Source organism: Arsenicibacter rosenii, from assembly GCF_001870735.1.
GTDB classification, from domain to species: Bacteria; Bacteroidota; Bacteroidia; order Cytophagales; family Spirosomataceae; genus Arsenicibacter; species Arsenicibacter rosenii.
Window position 1 is genome coordinate 71,587 of sequence record NZ_MORL01000005.1, and the last position, 17,779, is coordinate 89,365.

Sequence of the window (17,779 nt, forward strand, 5' to 3'; positions counted from 1 at the left end):
AAACGGTTGGTTTTACAGCAATGGTACAGGATTGCGCATAAACGCGTATACCTGTAAATACATATAAAAGGCATACGAATATAATAATTCCCGGGGCCTGATAACGTAAACGTTCACATGCAGTCATGAGTTCTTTTGATCAGTATTCAATAAGCAAGTATATCTCATATGTTGCATATCAAATACCGAGCCAGACTCATTCACTCTATGGCCTATTTAAGAATCAGATTATGGGTAATGCAGCCTGTCAGCCAGAACACAAAACGATAGCGGATAAAAAGAAAAACGACTACATGTTTCTCAGCAGCATGAATAATCCTGCCAACAAATTCAGCCAAAACAGGACTAGACCCAAAGCCCGTGGCCGTCTGTATATTGGTGAAGTATGTCGCTGATCTGCGACGCAGAGTGAGTAAGGAAGTTGTTATCGGCCAGTTGCCCGAGCTTGTTACGATCAGTACCCGACAGATCGCCGTCAATGACAAATCCGAAAATGACGAGCCGCTCCAGCCCGCAACGTACCTCTTTGGGCAGCAAAGCCATCTCCTGAAGCAATGAATGATTGGTGACGGTGTTTTCCAGTTTGAACCGGTGCAGAATAGTTTCTGTCAGTAACAGGTTCGCGTAGCTGTACTGCCGGGTAAGCGTTTCGCTGTAGGCCAGTACTTCAACAATCAACCGGCGGAAATCAGTGTGTTGCGCCCACTGCATGTATAACTCATCCACAAACTCACGAATGGTCAACGGAGCCATCACCCGGACTTTGGTTTCGTGAATGATCTGACGGGAGGCCCGGCTCAGCCAGAACGCCGGGATGGCGGCCCCTGCCACAAAAAGGACCTGTTCCTGAACGGCGAACGGTATTGATAAACGAACAAGTCCATATGTTGCCAGCAGACACAGCGCCGCCCAGCCCATGTTCACCGTAATGTATAATGTCATGCCCCAGCGGGGTATGTTAAGGTACGGTTTAAGACCAAACCGGAAGAAACCGGTCATACCCCGTAAACGGGTCGTTGCTTCCAGTGTCCGGAGATGCTGTTCATATTGTGCATCGTAAGCCCGCGGAAACATACACGTATCCATTATTTTCCGGACAGCCCAGCTGTTAACTCCTGCCACCAGCTGTATCAGCACATAAGCCAGCAGAATAGCGTATAAGACTGATACCATAGGTAAACTGACAACAGCATTCAGCACTGTAAACTCGACCACGGCAAAAAACGAAGGAAATGCCTGATGCGGCATATACCAGCCCAGCATACAGCAAAAACTGAAAAGAGAAGCCATCACCGTGGTCTGGATCGTCACCAGACGGATCAGCCGGCTTTCGGTATCATTCAGTACATAAGGCTCATCAGCCGGATGGGCAACTTCCAGCAGCTGGCGCAAATAGCGCACAGACGCATGATCAAAGGGATCGGTGGTATTATCAGGTGGAAAACCAGACATAATTCATTAGCATAACGTACCCTACCTAACTAGCAAAAGGAGCATTTGGTTAAAAGTTTGGTATAGTTTTGGTTTTTATCATAAATAAACTTGTTATCCAATCACTTTTCTTACCTTTGCCTTTATCACTTACAAAAGTGACAAAACAATTATTAGCATGACAACGGACTTATTGCAGATCGAGTTGCGGAAGGCCGAACGCTCCCGCATTCAGGAGGTTGACTTCAACAACCTACCCTTCGGCAAGCACTTCTCAGACCACATGTTTGTGGCGGATTTTGTCGATGGCCAATGGCAGAATCAACAAATCGTTCCATTCGATAATTTCACCCTTAGCCCTGCCCTATCGTCGCTACACTACGGCCAGGCCATTTTTGAAGGCATGAAAGCCTTTAAGAACGAAGCCGGAGAAGTGCTCATGTTCCGTCCGTTGGATAACGTCAAACGGATGAACGAGTCAGCGCACCGTATGTGCATGGCAACGCTTCCGGAAGATGTGTTTATGGGTGGTCTGGAGGCGTTGCTACGCGTAGACGCCGACTGGGTTCCGTCGACGCCGGGCAGCTCGCTGTATATTCGTCCGTATATGTTTGCGACCGACACCTACCTGGGTGTGGCACCGTCAAAAACATACCGGTTCTGCATTTTCACCTGTCCGGTTGGTCAGTATTACAGTAATCCGCCGAAGCTGAAAGTGGAAACCGATTATATCCGTTCGGCCCCGGGTGGTACGGGTTTTGCGAAATGCGCAGGCAATTACGCCGGCTCGCTTTATCCGACTTTACTCGCTCAGCAGCAAGGTTATGATCAGCTGATCTGGACAGACGCTGTCGAACACAAATACATCGAAGAGTCGGGCACCATGAACATTATGTTCGTTATTGATGGTAAGCTCGTAACACCTGCTCTCTCCGACTCCATTCTGCGCGGTATTACGCGGGATACGCTGATCAAGATCGCCAAAACGATGGGTATTGAGGTAGAAGAACGGAAAGTATCTATTGCCGAAGTCGTAGAAGGGATCGGAAACGGCCGTCTGACCGAAGCATTCGGTGCCGGTACGGCTGTCGTGGTATCGCCGTACTCACTCATCGGTTTTAACGGTCAGGACTATATGCTGCCCGAACATGCACCGTCGGATTCCATTGCCCTGAAACTGAAAGAGCAACTGGATGCGATTCGTACCGGTAAGGCAGACGACTCATTCGGCTGGGTTTACAAAGTATAAGCCAATGACATAAAGCAGAAAAAGCGCCGCCCGGTTAAGGCGGCGCTTTTTCATTTTCAGGCGTTTGTTTTTGGTTTCGGTGTCTCGCCAATTCTGATTTTGAGGCCAAAATCCTTACCGGTTGATACGTCTTTCAGCTTTATTTTTTCCTGCTTCGGGGTAGTCCAGACCGTCATTCCGTCTTCCGTTGCCGGTTTGCCATACCGTGCCGTAAAATAACCGGTCAGGTCACTGCTGTAGGCTTTTACCGACTGCGCCGTATTCAGGTACAGATCAACGACAATGCCTGACACCAGTGGCTGGCCCTTGTGGTAGTACAGCACATCCATCGATTCCAGGTTCGGGAATTCGACCGAATAGCCAACGTGGTCCGGCTCGGTTTCAAACAACTCAGCCTTTTCGATCTTCTGAACCCGGGCCAGTGAGTCGCCCAGTGAAATGCCCCGCCAATGGCCTTCAGTGGTTACCCCCAGGCTATCAAGCCGCCCGGAGACCGTCACTTCGGCAGCGGGTTCGGCGGTGGCGGTGGAGTCGGCAACCTGCGTTGATTCCTTTTTTGATTGACAGCTTATCAATACGCTGCCGCCTGCCAACACAGCAAGGCTAAGGCAAAGTAGGTATCGTTTCATCTGTTTACGTCCGTTTTCTGCAAAAGTAGCAGGTTTCCACGGGAGGCAGGGGCATCTCCGGAAGTTTATGAACACCGCGACGCAAAATCGTCAGGACAGACGATGTAAAATCGCGGCTTATGGGCTATTTTCGTCTCTGTTTTACGGCTCATTTTGCTTAACTGATCATACATGTTTTCCTTAAAAAAGGCTCATCAACAGCTGGGTGCCTTATTGGCCACAGTCTTTTTAACCGGTACTACACCCCTGTCTGCGCAGGACCTTACCATTCCCGCCGAAGCCAAAACGGCAGCGGCGGCCGTGCGCCCGGAAGCGATCCGCGCCCACATGACGTTTATCGCCGATGATGTCATGGAAGGTCGTAAACCAGGCACGCGTGGCTATACACTGATCGCCAATTACGTTAAAGCTCAGTTTGAAGCGCTTGGTCTGAAACCGGCCGGGGAGAACAATACCTACCTGCAAAAAGTCCCCCTGCGGCAGTGGCAGGTTGATGAACAGAAAAGCAACCTCCAGATACAGACGAAAGCCGGCGAACGGACCCTCGTTTACGGCAAAAACTTTATCCTGAGCCCTAATTTCAACCAGCCGTCGGCCGATGTTTCGGCACCGGTGGTTTTCGTCGGTTTTGGCGTAACGGCTCCCGAACTGGGTTATGACGATTATAAAGGCATCGACGTAAAAGGCAAGATTGTGGCCTACTTCAACGGTGCTCCGACTTCTTTCCCGTCGAACCAGCGGGCCTACTACTCATCGTCGAAACCGGAAAATGCGGCCGCCCACGGCGCAGTCGGTGTTATTACCTTCAGTCTGCCGAGCGATGTCCGGGCCCGTGTGGAATCCGCCGCGCCCCGCGCCCGTCAGGGTGTGTTTAAGTGGATGGACAACCAGGGTAATCCGCAGCGCACATTTCCGCAGCTGATCGGCAGTGCCTCCTTCAGTGATTCGACCGCCCGCTCGCTGTTTGTCGGTACGTCAAAAAACTTTGAGGAAGCCGTTGCCATTGCCCACCGGAATACGCCGCAGGCCTTCCCCCTCAACGCGACCGTCCGGATGCATACTGAAACCCTGAGTCCGCAGACGATTATGGGCTATAACGTAATCGGGCTGTTACCTGGCAGCGATCCGGTCCTGAAAAATGAATATGTGGTCTACGTTTGCCACCTCGATCACCTGGGCATCGGCCGGCCGGTCAAAGGTGACTCGATCTATAACGGTGCACATGATAACGCATCGGGGATTGCCATTAATCTTGAAGCCGCACGGCTGTTTACGCTGCTCCCGAAAGCCCCGAAGCGGTCAATTCTGTTCGTAGGCGTAACGGGTGAGGAAATGGGCCTGCTTGGTTCTGACTATTTCGCCAGTAATCCGACCGTGCCCAAAGACAAAATGGTGGCCAACCTGACGCTCGATATGCCGTTCTTTTTCCACCCGCTGCTCGACATTGTGCCCTATGGAGCGCAACACTCCAGCCTGAACAACGAAGTAACGGCTGCTGCGAAATACCTCGGGATCACCGTTTCACCCGATCCGATGCCTGAGCAGGTCGTCTTTATGCGGAGTGACCATTTCAGCTTTGTCCGGCAGGGCATTCCGGCCTTATTTGTCAAAAGCGGCTCGCAGACCGGCAATCCACAGCTGGATGGCCTGAAGCTGAATCTCGACTGGCGGGCTACGATCTATCACTCGCCGCAGGACGACATGAACCAGCCGTTTGACTTTTCGGCCGCTGCCCGGCACGTACAGCTTCAGTTCCTGATTGGCTACCTGACCAGTCAGTCGCCGACCCGCCCGGTTTGGAATAAAGATGACTTTTTCGGCACTAAATTCGGTACCGCACGGCAGTAAGTTATGTAGCGTGGCATATATTCCGCGACGTAAACGTGTGCAATAGGCGAAAGCCTGTTTTACACGTTTACCCAAAGCGTTATTTTTGATAAACATTAAACCCCATCCATCATGGCGACGCAGACGCTTACATCACTGGCCGATTATTTCAGCTTACTCCACCAATCAGGCACAAAGCTGGAATACAACGCAGGCGAAATTGTAGCTATGGCCGGCGCACAACCCGCTCATAATATTATCATCAGCAATGTTACCTACCGGCTAATGGATTGTCTGATGCAAAAAGGCTGCGTCTTATTCAACAGTGATCAACTCATTAAAATTGAAGATTGTGACAAATACACGTTCCCTGATCTGGTCATTGTATGCGGAAAACCTGTTTATGAAAAAAACGCATACGGTCTTAATGCACTGCTTAACCCTGAGATAATTGTCGAAGTACTTTCCGAATCAACGGCTTCCTATGACCGTACAGAAAAATTTGACTGCTACCGTACCCTTCCGTCTTTCCGCGAGTATATCCTGATTTCCTCAGATAAAAAGCGGGTTGACGTCCACAAAAAGCTCAATGAATCCGAGTGGCTGACACATATTTATACAGGCAAAGAAGAATATGTTGCCATCGACGATTGTGCAATCCTGCTGGAGAACCTGTACTATGCCGTTGATTTTCCGACTCCATAGATTTCGAACTGCTGACCAATAACTGACTATTCTTCTTTTACCGACGGCGCGGAGTCCTGTTCCGCGCTACCGATACAATGCAATCTAAACTCCCTAACGTCGGCACAACCATTTTTACGGTTATGTCGAAACTGGCGCTCGATACCGGCGCACTAAACCTTTCGCAAGGCTTCCCGAGCTTTGATTGCTCGCCTGAACTGACGGCCCTGGTCGGTCATTACCTGAACGGCCACAACCAGTATGCCCCGATGTCGGGCGTGCCCAAACTACGTGAGGCACTGGCGCAGAAAACAGCGGACTGCTACGGTATAGCCTATCATCCTGACGACGAAGTGACGATTGTCTCAGGCGCAACGGAGGCTATTTTTTCGGCGGTTACGACGGTAATCCGGCCGGGCGACGAAGTCATTCTGTTCGAACCGGTGTATGACAGCTATGTCCCGGCCATTGAGCTGGCGGGCGGCATACCGGTTTACATCCCGCTGAGTCCGCCCGATTTTTCGGTCGACTGGGCGGAGGTCCGGAGCAGGATTACGGATAAAACACGGCTGATCATGGTTAATACGCCCCAGAACCCGAACGGACGCGTATGGACCCGCGCTGACCTGGAGGAGCTGGCAGCGATTGTACAGGATAAGGATATTTTCCTTGTGAGCGACGAGGTATACGAGCACATTTTGTTTGACGGCCGGGTACACCATTCTCTGATGACTCATCCCGTCTTACAGGCGCGCACGTTCGTCTGCGGATCGTTTGGTAAGACCTATCATGTTACGGGCTGGAAAATCGGGTACTGCCTGGCCCCCCGCGAGCTGACGCGCGAGTTCCGGAAGGTTCACCAGTATGTTACGTTCAGCACCATTACGCCTGTTCAGTACGCTCTCGCCGACTTTCTGAAGCACCCGGAGCCTTACCAAAGCCTGTCCGCCTTCTATGAAGCCAAACGGGATCTGTTTTTGTCAGCGATTCAGGGTTCACGGTTTACCTACACCCCCGCCGAGGGGAGCTTTTTCCAGCTTCTCTCCTACCGGCAGATTACGGATGAATACGATTATGACCTTGCCATCCGCCTCACGCACGAAATCGGCGTGGCATCGGTTCCGGTATCGGTTTTTTACCACGACCAGACCGATCATAAGCTGTTGCGGTTTTGCTTTGCCAAGGATGATGAGACATTATTGCGCGCCGGTGAAAAACTAAGTAAACTGTAAGCTCCCCCGGAAATTAACTACTGGATTTTTCGGATATAGAATTTTCCTCCATCCGGTAACAATAAAAAAAATAGGGAACGGCCCCGGGTTATTGTTACCGAAAGAGCGATAAATCCCGCCTGTTACCTAACTTTGTCTTAATGTTCCCCGAACTATCGGACGAACGGAAGCGTTCATTCTCTAACAACGAAAACCAACTTCGCTTCGGCGATCTTCTTCATGAGCGACGCTATTAAGCACGAATGCGGTATTGCCCTCCTCCGGCTCCGCAAGCCGTACCAGTACTACATCGATAAGTACAAAACCCCGCTTTATCCTGTCAATAAGCTCTATCTGCTGATGGAAAAACAGGTTAACCGGGGCCAGGATGGAGCGGGAGTAGCCAATATCAAGATTGACGTTTCACCCGGTCACCGGTACATTAGCCGATACCGATCCGTTGATCAACAGCCCGTTGCGAAAATCTTTCAGAAGATTAACAAAAAGTTTAAGAAAGCATCCAAAGAAGGCAAAGAACAATTTAAGGATGCTCAGTGGTTGCAGAATAACGTGGCGTTTACCGGCGAAGTCTGGATGGGACACCTGCGCTACGGAACCCACGGCGCAAACGAGATAGAGAACTGTCACCCTATGCTTCGGCAAAACAGCTGGAGAAGCCGGAATCTGGTCGTAGCAGGGAACTTCAATATGACAAACGTTGACCAGCTCTTCAATAAGCTGGTTTCACTCGGACAGCATCCCAAAGAAGTGGTTGATACGGTGACCGTGATGGAAAAGATCGGGCACTTCCTCGACGAAGAGAATCAACGCGTCTTTGACCGGTTCAAAGGTATCTACGAAAATCCCGACCTGTCGGACATCATCGAAGATAACATGGACCTGCAGCGTGTCCTTCACCGGTCTTGCCGCGATTTTGACGGAGGATACGCGATGGCGGGTATGACAGGTTACGGAGCCGCCTTCGTTGCACGGGATCCGGCCGGGATCCGCCCTGCCTACTACTACGCCGACGACGAAGTGGTGGTGGTAGCTTCCGAAAAACCTGCTATAAAAACGGCGTTCAACATCGATTACAGTCAGATTAAGGAGATTCAGCCCGGCCACGCGCTTATCATTGACAAGTATGGCGAATACGGTGAGTACGAATTCATCAAGCCGATTGAAAAACGCTCCTGCTCATTCGAGCGCATCTACTTCTCCCGCGCAACTGATCCGGACATTTATAACGAGCGCAAACAACTGGGTCGTCTGCTCGTGCCCCAGATCCTGAAAGAAATCAACTACGATCTCGAAAACACCGTTTTCTCGTATATCCCGAATACGGCGGAAACCGCATTTTTCGGGATGGTCGAAGGACTGGAAGATCACCTGGCGAAGCAGCGTAAGAAGGCGATTATGGACGGTATCCTGTTCGAAGAGGAACTCGACCGGGTTCTGACCTTCCGCCCGCGTATTGAGAAGCTGGTGTCGAAGGACGTCAAGCTGCGGACATTCATTACCGACGAAGCCCAACGCGACGACATGGTGTCGAATGTATACGATACTACGTTTGAGGTAATCAAGAAAGGCAAGGATAATGTGGTGGTCATGGACGATTCGATTGTCCGGGGCACAACACTGGAAAAGAGTATCCTGCGGATGCTCGACCGGTTAGGCCCTAAAAAGATCATCATTGTGTCGTCGGCTCCGCAAATCCGCTTCCCTGACTGCTACGGCATCGACATGTCGAAAGTGAAGGAGTTTGTGGCGTTCCGCGCGGTACTGGCCCTGTTGAAAGAACGCAGCATGGAACACCTGATGGATGAAGTGTATGCGGAATGCGTAGCGGCCATCGAATCAGGAAATGCCGAAGCGAACAACTACGTAAACGCCCTGTTTGAGCCGTTTACCGACGAAGAGATTTCGGAGAAGATTGCCGACATCGTTCGCCCGAAAGACCTGAAAGCCGAGCTGGCCGTGGTTTACCAAACCGTTGACAACCTGCACAAAGCCTGTCCGAACCATTCGGGCGACTGGTATTTCACCGGCAACTACCCGACACCGGGCGGTAACCGGGTGGTAAACAAGGCGTTTGTCAACTTCATGGAAGGAAAACTCGTCCGGGCCTATTAACGGCCTTATCCAGATATGGCCCCGGCTCAGCACTGAGCCGGGGCTTTTTTATGATCGTCCGTTAGAGACAACCGGCCTTTTCTACATCTGAAAACTGTAAATTAGCTCCTCAATCTATTTTCGGCGACACCAGGAAGCGTATCTTCTTCCTATCCCTTAACACAACAAAACCACGTGCAGCCTATGCGTATCATTGCCCTTATGCTGGCCTCTGTGCTTACCGGCTTTCAGGCCATAGCCCAAACCAGTTCCATTTCTCTCATTCCCCAACCCGTTTCGGTTCAGCCCGCAACGGGTTCCTTTGTGCTGAGTAAAACCTCGGCTATCAGCTACAACAAACCTGAAGCGCAGGTGGTAGCCAACATGCTGACGGAAAAACTCAATACCCCTACCGGCTACGGATTCAGGGCACAGGCCGGTAATAAAGGCCACATTCACCTCAACCTGAACAGCACGCCTGCTGCTCAGCTAGGAAAGGAAGGGTACACGCTGACAGTAACCCCTAAAAACATTACCATCTCGGCCAACGAACCGGCGGGGCTTTTCTACGGTATGCAGACGCTGGTGCAACTGTTGCCAAAAGAAATTGAAAGCAACAAACTGACCAAAGCCAGCTGGACCGTACCGGCCGTTACGGTCACCGACTATCCCCGCTTTGGCTGGCGGGGCCTGATGCTGGATGTCAGCCGCCATTTCTTTACCAAAGAAGAAGTAAAACGGTACATCAACCAGATGGCCCAGCTCAAGCTCAACACACTCCATTGGCACCTGACGGATGATAACGGCTGGCGGCTGGAAATTAAATCGTTGCCGAAACTGACGCAGGTTGGTGCATGGCGGGTAGCCCGGGCCGGGCATTTCGGCGAACGGGCCAGACCGAAAGCCGGTGAACCAACGCCTTACGGTGGTTTCTACACCCAGGACGACGTAAAGGAAATCATTCAGTATGCGCAGGCCCGCAACGTAACGATTATTCCGGAAATTGATGTGCCCGGCCACAGCATGGCCATTCTGGCAGCATACCCCGAACTTAGCTGCACAAAGGATACGACCGTACGCGTAAATCCGGGATCAGCCTTCTCGGAATGGTATGGCAACGGTACGTTTAAAATGCTCATAGAAAACACCTTGAACCCGTCCGATGAAAATGTCTATATCTTTCTGGACAAGGTCTTTACCGAAATCGCAGCCTTATTCCCGAACCCCTATATTCACGTTGGGGGCGACGAGTGCTATAAAGGGTACTGGGCACAGAATCCGGGTTGCCAGGCCCTGATGAAAAAGCTGGGTATCCGCCACGTAGAAGACCTGCAGGGGTATTTTATGGGCCGCGTCGAGAAAATTCTGGATGCCAAAGGCAAAAAACTGCTGGGCTGGGACGAAATTCTGGAAGGCGGTATCTCGCCGAAAGCAACGGTCATGAGCTGGCGGGGCATCAAAGGCGGCATCGAGGCCGCCCAGATGGGACATGATGTAGTCATGACACCGACCACCTTTGCTTACCTCGACTATAACCAGGGCGAGAATACCATTGACCCGCCGATTTATGCCAGCCTGCGGATGAAACGGGCATACAGCTTTGATCCGGTCCCAGACGGCGTTGATCCGAAATACATTCTGGGTGGTCAGGGGAACCTCTGGACGGAGCAGATCCCGACCCTCCGCTATGCTGAGTATATGACCTATCCGCGCGCCTGGGCCCTGTCCGAAGTATTCTGGTCACCAAAAGCCGTGAAGAACTGGGAAAACTTTGTGCAGCGCGTTGAAAACCGCTTTGAGCGCGCCGATATAGCCGATATCAACTACTCAAAAGCCATTTACGACGCGATTGTCCGGACAACGGTTAAGGATGAAAAACTGACTCTGATTCTGGAGTCAGAAATTCCGGGACTGGACATCTACTATACCATCGATGATACAATGCCCGACAGCCATTCGGCTAAATTTACACAACCGGTTGAGCTGCCCGAGGGGCCGGTTACCCTGCGGGTGGTCACTTACCGCAACGGGAATCCGATCGGCCATCTGATTACGCTCAAACGAGATGAACTGCGGCGGCGTGCCGGACGATAATCCTTCACTGAAGCCGGCTGTAGGGCCGGCTTCAGTGTTTTTCCGGCTCCAGCAGCGGAATAACGACATTGAAATTCCCTTCGGCTTCAACCACCTGCACTTCCCGATCGCCCAGTAACCGGTATTTGGCCACAATGTTGGATAAACCGACACGATCAGAGACCACCGGCACGGCTCTGCGCTGAAGGTTGTTCTGCACCCGTAACAGGCCGTCATCGCCTACGGTCATCGTGATCACCAACTGCTGTTCCGGCAGAATCACGTTGTGCTTAACGGCGTTTTCCACTAACAGTTGAAGCGTCAGGGGAGCAATCCGGTAGTCCATCCAGGCATCACTAATCTGTTCGCGAACGGCAAACCCGTCACCATGCCGGATTTGCAACAGGTATACGTACGAACGTACAAACGCCAGCTCAGTTCTCAGTTCAGTCAGTTCCTCTTCATTTGCCCGCAGCAGGTAACGGTATACATGGCTCATTTCGTCCAGAAACCGCGATGCTGTTTTCGGCGAATCTTCGATCAGCACCGACAGGGTGTTCAGCGAATTGAATAAGAAATGGGGGTTAATTTGTTGCTTGAGGCTTTCGAACTGGCTTTGCAGCCGTGCTTTTTTCAGCCGTTCGGTTTCGGTTACTGTCTGTTGCCACTCATCGAAGGCAAAAATACTTTCATGTATGGCCAGTATGATCAGGATCACAATCACCTGAAAGTAAATACTATATTGAAGCCGCTGCCCGTCGTAAGCTGTAAAACCAAACCAAATGAAGGTTTTGTACATGCCGACCGTAAAGCCAGCTCCCAGCAGACAAAGCCAGATGGCCATAACGATACTACGGCCGAGAATTTGTGAATAGGCCGAAAAGCGGTCACGTACCCAGTTGGCCTGTATATTGTTAAGCAGCCAGTTGCCGAACGAAAACATCCCTGCCAGCACGGTTGCGCCGGCCCATACCCGCCAGCTCTGCCAGTATACGGCACCCAATAGCAGCCAGTTCATGCCAATCACATAAACAGGCAGCACAACCACCTGCATGATGGTGTCCAGACGGGTATACCTCAGCGCAGAAGCAGCATTCACAGAAACATGGATGTTTGGTTTTTGAACAGCGTACTGGTTTTACGGTTCAGGCCCGGATTGATCGTGACCGAAAAAATAAACTCATTGTCAATAATAACCGGATCCGGCAACTCCTGCAACCGGAACTGCGAAATTAAATCGACCAGACTATTCCGGCCCGGATTCATGCGGAGGGTCTTCCGGTTGATGGTGTTTTCGACAATCAGTTGCCCGGCTTCATCGCTCCTGATCCGGATAACCAGCGGCGTTTTCGGGGTCACTACATTGTAGTTGATAGCATTCTCGACCAGTGTCTGCAATGTCAGCGGCGGCATTTGCCCGGCCTCCTGTACGGTACGATCAACGGCGATGTGGAGCTGAATAGCCTCCCCGTACCGTACCTGCAGCAGTTTATAAAACGATGTGATAAACCCGATTTCCTGCCGTACGGATGTCGTCGGTTTGCTGTTGGCCTGTAACAGATACCGGTAAACCGTACAGAGTTCATCCAGAAACTCCGACGCTTTTGCCGGTTCATCCTCAATCAGAATCGACAGCGAGTTGAGCGAGTTGAACAGGAAGTGCGGGTTTACCTGAGCCTTCAGCGTATCATACTGATGCTGTAAACTGACTTTTTTGGCCATTTCGGCTTCTACAAGCGCGGTTTTCAGTTTGGCAAAATAGTACAATACCTCGTAGGCGACCCCAACCACCAGCAGCACCAGATAACCGCCGATCAGCTGTTGCAGGTATACATCGATCGTAATCGGTACACCGGCAATTCCCAGCAGCCCGAACAGCGACACCACACCAAGCTGGGCAATGGTAACGATCATGAAATAGCCCAGAAACGTAATCAGAATGCGCTGCCGCGTCTGATCAATGTGCGTATACCGTAACCGGACAAAGCGCAGCCAGCGGGTAAAGCATTCCCACAGCAGCGAAATGTACACCATTCCCCAGAAACTGGTGCGCAGGTAGATGCGCCAGTCATAGTGGTATTGCTCCAGGTACAGCAGGTTGGTCGACAGTTCAACCAACGGTATACCGATTAAACGCAGCCATTTATCGTTCAGTTTTTCCAAGAGTACAGGTTTCTACAAGTCTGAGTCTTTGTTAAAAATACACGTAATCGGCTAACCGGACAACCAGGCTATCCTTCAGTTGGCAAGAACCGGACTTCAGCCGTATAAAAGGGCGGTTGGCCCGTAGGAACCTCAGCCGATTTTAGATAATTTTGTTGACGAAAACCAGGCGCTGTCCGGCTAAACAAGCAGATCAGCGCCTACAATTACTGTCTCCCTCTGAATGAAAAACATTGACGTTTGTCTTACTCCGGACTTATTACACCTTCATAAAATTGATAATGCAATTGTAGTTGTCGCCGATGTATTCCGGGCAACTTCCTGTATGGTTACGGCATTTGCACATAGTGTTTCCTGCATCGTGCCGGTGGCAACGGTAGAAGAGTGCCGGGCGCTACAGGAGCGCGGTTATCTGGCCGCTGCCGAACGGAACGCCATGAAGGTCGACGGGTTTGATCTGGATAACTCTCCGTTCAGCTACATGGAAAGCTGGATGGAAAATACGAAAGTAGCCATGACGACCACCAACGGGACTCTGGCCATTACCAAATCACGGTCGGCAGTAAAGGTGCTGGTGGGCTCCTTTCTGAATCTGGGCGCCATTGCCCATTATCTGCAATCACAGCCTTACGACGTTATTGTGCTGTGTGCTGGCTGGAAAGGCCGCCCTAACATGGAAGACACGCTGTTTGCCGGTGCACTGATTGAGCGGCTGAAAGAAAACTATATGATTGCGGAAGACAGTGCCATCATGGCTTGGCGATTGTATAATCAGGGCAAAGGCGACCTGTTAAGCTACCTCGCCAACTCTTCACACATCCGCCGGTTGCAGCGCCTTGGCATCTCCAAAGACATTGCTTATTGTTTACAGCATGACCTGTATGATGTGGTTCCGGTGCTGCGGGGCAACACGCTTGTCAATATGGAAATCTGAGAACCGGTCTCCCTTAACTCAAAAAGCGGCTGACGTTCGGAACATCAGCCGCTTTTTGACTCCCTTTCAGGTATATCAGGCCATTTCGGCCACTTGCTGCTCGTGCTGCAGATAGTGCGTTACACCAGCCAATGTCGTTAACTTTGGGTAATCTTCATCCGGAATACGCAATCCAAATTCCTGCTCCAATTGCATGATCAGATCAACCGTATCCAAACTATCAAGGCCAAGGTCACGGGTGAAATGTACATTATCAGTTATAGCGTTACGGTTAATTCCGAAATTGCACAATATGTCAATAACCTTCTCTTTCATAACTTTCCCGTTTTTAGTATTTTATTGATGTACCTTTTAATTCTGTAACAGGAAAATGCGGTGCTTTGTTGTACTGTATAAAGGTATATTTTAGCTTTTTTAACAAAACACTGACCGCATTCTGACTTCCGGAGCCTTCTGGCGTCCCCGAAAACAAGCGCGCCGTAACAGCATACATTTTGTGAATATACTGTTACGGCTTAAGCGAACCGCTGCGTGTTGAGCTTAGCAGAACAAACTTACAAACCTTCGCCCAGCAATCGTTTTAATTCCAGCTGAGACAACAAAATCTGGTATTGAACCGACAATTGCGTCAGACGAGCTTCTTCGACCCCCGTTTCGGCACTCTCTAATTCAACTGCCGTAATCACGCCGTTTTTCAGGCGGGCCCGCGCAATATCCAGCGCCTTACCGGCCTGTAACAACTGTGTTTCCAGGTTCTGAAGCCGCGCCTGATACGCTTTCATATCTGCATTAATCTGAGCCAGGCTCTGTCTCAGCTGAGCATTTGCATTTTCGACCGCGTATTTACTCGCCGTCAGGTTAACCCGTGCGGCCTCTGTCTGCAACGCATTACGCTTGCCGGAATAAATGGGCACAACCAGCGAAACCCCGGCGGCCTGATTAAACTTCGGGGTATTTACGTCGGGGATATACCCGTTTTTAAACCCGACATTTCCTCCGAAACCAAGCGTTGGCCGGCCATTCAGCTCGCTGGCCCGGATTTCTGATTCGGCCTGCCGTACGCGGTCCTGCGCAATCACGAGGTCTTTATTACCCGACAAAGCTGCCTGATACCGGGCATCTGCAATCGGCAAAGGCCCCGTTATGGTACTGAACTCCCTGGCATCCGGTCCGATTACCGGCGACGGATTGCCGGTCAGGTAGGTCAGCAGGGCCAACTGGCGATCCAGCTGATTCTGGATGTCTACCTTGCGGTTTTTAGCCGTTTCCAGCCGTACCTTCTGGGTCAGTACGTCAAACTCCAGCGCGTCTCCGTTCCGCAGGCGGTTAACAATGGTCTGGATATTGGCCGAAGCCGTCTGAATCACCGAATCCTGAACAGAGAGGCTTTTCTGCAGAAAACCGACACCGTAATAGGCCGCTGCCACCTGGAAACCCAGGTTATGCTGCGTCAGCTCCAGGCTATGGCGGGCCAGCAGAATATCATCCTGCGCTTTGCGGATTGCTTCTTTAGTACGCCCCCAGTCATAGATCGGCACGTTGATGCCGATGTTGGCGTTCAGGTTATGATGCGGCACAAACTTCAGCGCCACATCCTGTCCGTTGATGGGAAACGTAGCCTGTGGTACAGGGTTGATGTACTGGTAACTGCCATTACCCTGAATAGTCGGCAGTAAGGTTGTCCGGACAATATCGCGCCGGATTTCACCCGCTTTCACCTGCTGTTCCTGCTCTTTCAGGCGGGGAAAATTTGTGTTTGCCTGCTGCATCAATGTCCGTAAGTCATCCGGCAGTGTCTGGGCGACGGCTGTCAGCGAACTGAGTGCAAACACTATGATTATGTGTATTCGGTTCATAACTGTTAGTTCTGTTTAATGAGCTGCATCAGCCGCAGCTTTAGCGGCAGCCGGATCCATTTTCCGGTTTTGCAGGAAAAACAACAGGGGAAACGTGACGATAAAAAAGGTACCTGCCAGCCGGAAGGTATCCAGATAGGAAATCATCAGTGCCTGTTTCTGAATAATGAGATCGAGGTTACGGTATGCGGCCGTAGCGGCGTCAAAAGCATTCATGCCGCGGGACATAAGACCTTGCGTGAGGGCATTAAGCCGCTCGGTTGTGAGCATGTCGCCGGCCTGCACGTGTGACACCAGGTCTCCCCGATGAACAGCCGAACGCTGGGTAATGTACGTGTTGGTAACGGCCACCCCGAACGCCCCGCCCAACTGACGGATCATGTTGGTAAAGGCAATCCCCATCGGCAGTTCCTGCGGCTTCAGCGTCGAAATCGACTGATTGATCAGCGGTGCGTTGATAAACGCCATCCCGACCCCGCGAACGAGCAGGGCAATTGTAAAAAGGCCCTCGGTAGCATTTTCGTTATAGCCTGCCATCATAAAACAGAACGCAATGAAGGCGATATAGCCGATGGCGACAAAAATCCGTGGCGACACCCCGTTGGCCAGCGCCCGGCCTACAACCGGGAAAATAAAGATGGTAATGAAACCACCCGGTATGAGCAGGTTACCGGTTTTGGTCGCCGTGTAGCCGATAATCCGTTGTACAAACAGCGGAAACAGCATAATGGACGTAAACAGCCCATAGCCGATGATAAATACCAGAATTGATCCGATGGCCAGATTGCGGTTTTTCAGTACGCGCAGATCAACGACCGGATTTTTGGTTTTCAGCTCCCACCAGATAAACATCGGGATAGAAATGGCTGCCATAATGGTCAGCATCAGAATAGTATGATCATCAAACCAGTCGTCGGCCTCACCCCGCTCCAGCACATATTGCAGACTACCGATCCCGACGGCCAGCAACAGAATCCCCAGCTGGTCGATACTGATTTTGCTGCGGTCAATGTTATGCTCCTGCGGTTGTTTTTCGATGAAGTTAAGGCACAGGAATGTGGCTAAAATCCCGAAGGGTACGTTGATGAAGAACATCCAGCTCCAGTGGTAATTATCGATGATAAAACCACCCAGTGTCGGGCCGAGGGTTGGCCCCATAACGATACCCATCCCGAAAATTGCCGAGGCAATCGGCCGCTGCTGGGGCGGGAAGGAGTCATACATAATCCCCTGCGAAGTCGAAAGCAGCGCCCCCCCGCCTACCCCCTGCACAAACCGGAAAAAGGTTAATGTCCAGAGGTCATCCGCAATTCCGCAGGCATACGAGGCAAGGGTAAACAGGATAATGGATGCGATATAATAGTTTTTCCGGCCGAAATAGTTCTGAAAAAAGCCGGTCATCGGAATGACGATTACGTTGGCAATAGCGTAGGAGGTTACCACCCACGAAATGTCTTCAATCGTTACGCCCAGGTTGCCCGCCATCTGGGTAAGCCCGACGTTCACAATCGACGTATCGATCAACTCCATGATAGCCGCCGATACAACCGTCAGTACGACAATCCACCGGCGAAATCCTTGTTGAGCCATGTTGTTGTGTTTTCTCAGCC

Annotated in this window: 14 protein-coding genes; 7 read left to right on the plus strand and 7 right to left on the minus strand. The window is 51.2% G+C overall.

Annotated elements, in window-relative coordinates; translation table 11 throughout:
- Positions 1–345 precede the first annotated feature (345 nt).
- Complete coding sequence (locus BLX24_RS11405; protein ID WP_071503279.1) at positions 346–1,452, minus strand: LBF_2804 family protein; 1,107 nt, start codon at positions 1,450–1,452, stop codon at positions 346–348.
- Positions 1,453–1,609: 157 nt separating this feature from the next.
- On the opposite strand from BLX24_RS11405, the gene BLX24_RS11410 reads away from it, so the two are divergent.
- A complete protein-coding gene (locus tag BLX24_RS11410) occupies positions 1,610–2,680 on the plus strand; it encodes a branched-chain amino acid aminotransferase (RefSeq protein WP_071503280.1) in 1,071 nt (356 codons plus the stop codon).
- Positions 2,681–2,736: 56 nt separating this feature from the next.
- Here the strand turns inward: BLX24_RS11410 and BLX24_RS11415 are convergent, their stop codons facing one another.
- Complete coding sequence (locus tag BLX24_RS11415) at positions 2,737–3,309, minus strand: hypothetical protein (protein WP_071503281.1); 573 nt, start codon at positions 3,307–3,309, stop codon at positions 2,737–2,739.
- A 171-nt stretch (positions 3,310–3,480) separates the two neighbouring features.
- Between BLX24_RS11415 and BLX24_RS11420 the strand changes: the two genes are divergently transcribed.
- The 5 genes from BLX24_RS11420 (at position 3,481) to BLX24_RS11440 (ending at position 11,237) form a co-directional block, all read left to right on the plus strand.
- Positions 3,481–5,157 carry a M28 family metallopeptidase gene (locus tag BLX24_RS11420; protein WP_071503282.1) on the plus strand — a complete coding sequence of 559 codons (1,677 nt, stop codon included), beginning with the start codon at positions 3,481–3,483 and terminating at the stop codon, positions 5,155–5,157.
- A 111-nt stretch (positions 5,158–5,268) separates the two neighbouring features.
- Positions 5,269–5,841, plus strand: coding sequence for a Uma2 family endonuclease (locus BLX24_RS11425; RefSeq protein ID WP_071503283.1), 573 nt, complete (start codon positions 5,269–5,271; stop codon positions 5,839–5,841).
- 77 nt (positions 5,842–5,918) lie between these two features.
- Positions 5,919–7,052 carry a methionine aminotransferase gene (locus BLX24_RS11430; RefSeq protein ID WP_071503284.1) on the plus strand — a complete coding sequence of 378 codons (1,134 nt, stop codon included), beginning with the start codon at positions 5,919–5,921 and terminating at the stop codon, positions 7,050–7,052.
- A gap of 219 nt (positions 7,053–7,271) precedes the next feature.
- Positions 7,272–9,164, plus strand: coding sequence for an amidophosphoribosyltransferase (locus BLX24_RS11435; RefSeq protein ID WP_071503285.1), 1,893 nt, complete (start codon positions 7,272–7,274; stop codon positions 9,162–9,164).
- Between the two features lie 183 nt (positions 9,165–9,347).
- On the plus strand, positions 9,348–11,237 hold the full coding sequence (locus tag BLX24_RS11440; protein WP_071503286.1) for a beta-N-acetylhexosaminidase: 1,890 nt from the start codon (positions 9,348–9,350) through the stop codon (positions 11,235–11,237).
- A 31-nt stretch (positions 11,238–11,268) separates the two neighbouring features.
- Here BLX24_RS11440 and BLX24_RS11445 read toward each other — a convergent pair whose 3' ends face one another.
- Both BLX24_RS11445 and BLX24_RS11450 read right to left on the minus strand, forming a co-directional pair.
- Entirely contained in the window at positions 11,269–12,315 is a 1,047-nt protein-coding gene (locus tag BLX24_RS11445; RefSeq protein WP_083421931.1) for a sensor histidine kinase, read from the minus strand.
- The gene (locus tag BLX24_RS11450) at positions 12,312–13,379 is read right to left on the minus strand and encodes a sensor histidine kinase (protein WP_071503287.1); all 1,068 of its coding nucleotides are present in this window, start codon (positions 13,377–13,379) and stop codon (positions 12,312–12,314) included. Before BLX24_RS11450 ends, BLX24_RS11445 begins: the two co-directional genes overlap by 4 nt.
- A 223-nt stretch (positions 13,380–13,602) precedes the next feature.
- On the opposite strand from BLX24_RS11450, the gene BLX24_RS11455 reads away from it, so the two are divergent.
- A complete protein-coding gene (locus tag BLX24_RS11455) occupies positions 13,603–14,313 on the plus strand; it encodes a 2-phosphosulfolactate phosphatase (RefSeq protein WP_071503288.1) in 711 nt (236 codons plus the stop codon).
- A gap of 75 nt (positions 14,314–14,388) precedes the next feature.
- Here BLX24_RS11455 and BLX24_RS11460 read toward each other — a convergent pair whose 3' ends face one another.
- The 3 genes from BLX24_RS11460 to BLX24_RS11470 all read right to left on the minus strand — a co-directional run bounded on the left by BLX24_RS11460 (position 14,389) and on the right by BLX24_RS11470 (position 17,759).
- Complete coding sequence (locus BLX24_RS11460) at positions 14,389–14,628, minus strand: acyl carrier protein (RefSeq protein ID WP_071503289.1); 240 nt, start codon at positions 14,626–14,628, stop codon at positions 14,389–14,391.
- A 239-nt stretch (positions 14,629–14,867) separates the two neighbouring features.
- Positions 14,868–16,169, minus strand: a complete 1,302-nt coding sequence (locus BLX24_RS11465) for a TolC family protein (protein WP_071503290.1) — start codon at positions 16,167–16,169, stop codon at positions 14,868–14,870.
- Positions 16,170–16,184: 15 nt separating this feature from the next.
- A complete protein-coding gene (locus BLX24_RS11470; protein ID WP_071503291.1) occupies positions 16,185–17,759 on the minus strand; it encodes a DHA2 family efflux MFS transporter permease subunit in 1,575 nt (524 codons plus the stop codon).
- Positions 17,760–17,779 lie beyond the last annotated feature (20 nt).

Coding starts and splice junctions, on each gene's coding strand:
- BLX24_RS11405 (WP_071503279.1), bottom strand. CDS start 1,452: ATGTCTGGTTTTCCACCTGATAATACCACCGATCCCTTTGATCATGCG.
- BLX24_RS11410 (WP_071503280.1), top strand. CDS start 1,610: ATGACAACGGACTTATTGCAGATCGAGTTGCGGAAGGCCGAACGCTCC.
- BLX24_RS11415 (WP_071503281.1), bottom strand. CDS start 3,309: ATGAAACGATACCTACTTTGCCTTAGCCTTGCTGTGTTGGCAGGCGGC.
- BLX24_RS11420 (WP_071503282.1), top strand. CDS start 3,481: ATGTTTTCCTTAAAAAAGGCTCATCAACAGCTGGGTGCCTTATTGGCC.
- BLX24_RS11425 (WP_071503283.1), top strand. CDS start 5,269: ATGGCGACGCAGACGCTTACATCACTGGCCGATTATTTCAGCTTACTC.
- BLX24_RS11430 (WP_071503284.1), top strand. CDS start 5,919: ATGCAATCTAAACTCCCTAACGTCGGCACAACCATTTTTACGGTTATG.
- BLX24_RS11435 (WP_071503285.1), top strand. CDS start 7,272: ATGAGCGACGCTATTAAGCACGAATGCGGTATTGCCCTCCTCCGGCTC.
- BLX24_RS11440 (WP_071503286.1), top strand. CDS start 9,348: ATGCGTATCATTGCCCTTATGCTGGCCTCTGTGCTTACCGGCTTTCAG.
- BLX24_RS11455 (WP_071503288.1), top strand. CDS start 13,603: ATGAAAAACATTGACGTTTGTCTTACTCCGGACTTATTACACCTTCAT.
- BLX24_RS11460 (WP_071503289.1), bottom strand. CDS start 14,628: ATGAAAGAGAAGGTTATTGACATATTGTGCAATTTCGGAATTAACCGT.
- BLX24_RS11465 (WP_071503290.1), bottom strand. CDS start 16,169: ATGAACCGAATACACATAATCATAGTGTTTGCACTCAGTTCGCTGACA.
- BLX24_RS11470 (WP_071503291.1), bottom strand. CDS start 17,759: ATGGCTCAACAAGGATTTCGCCGGTGGATTGTCGTACTGACGGTTGTA.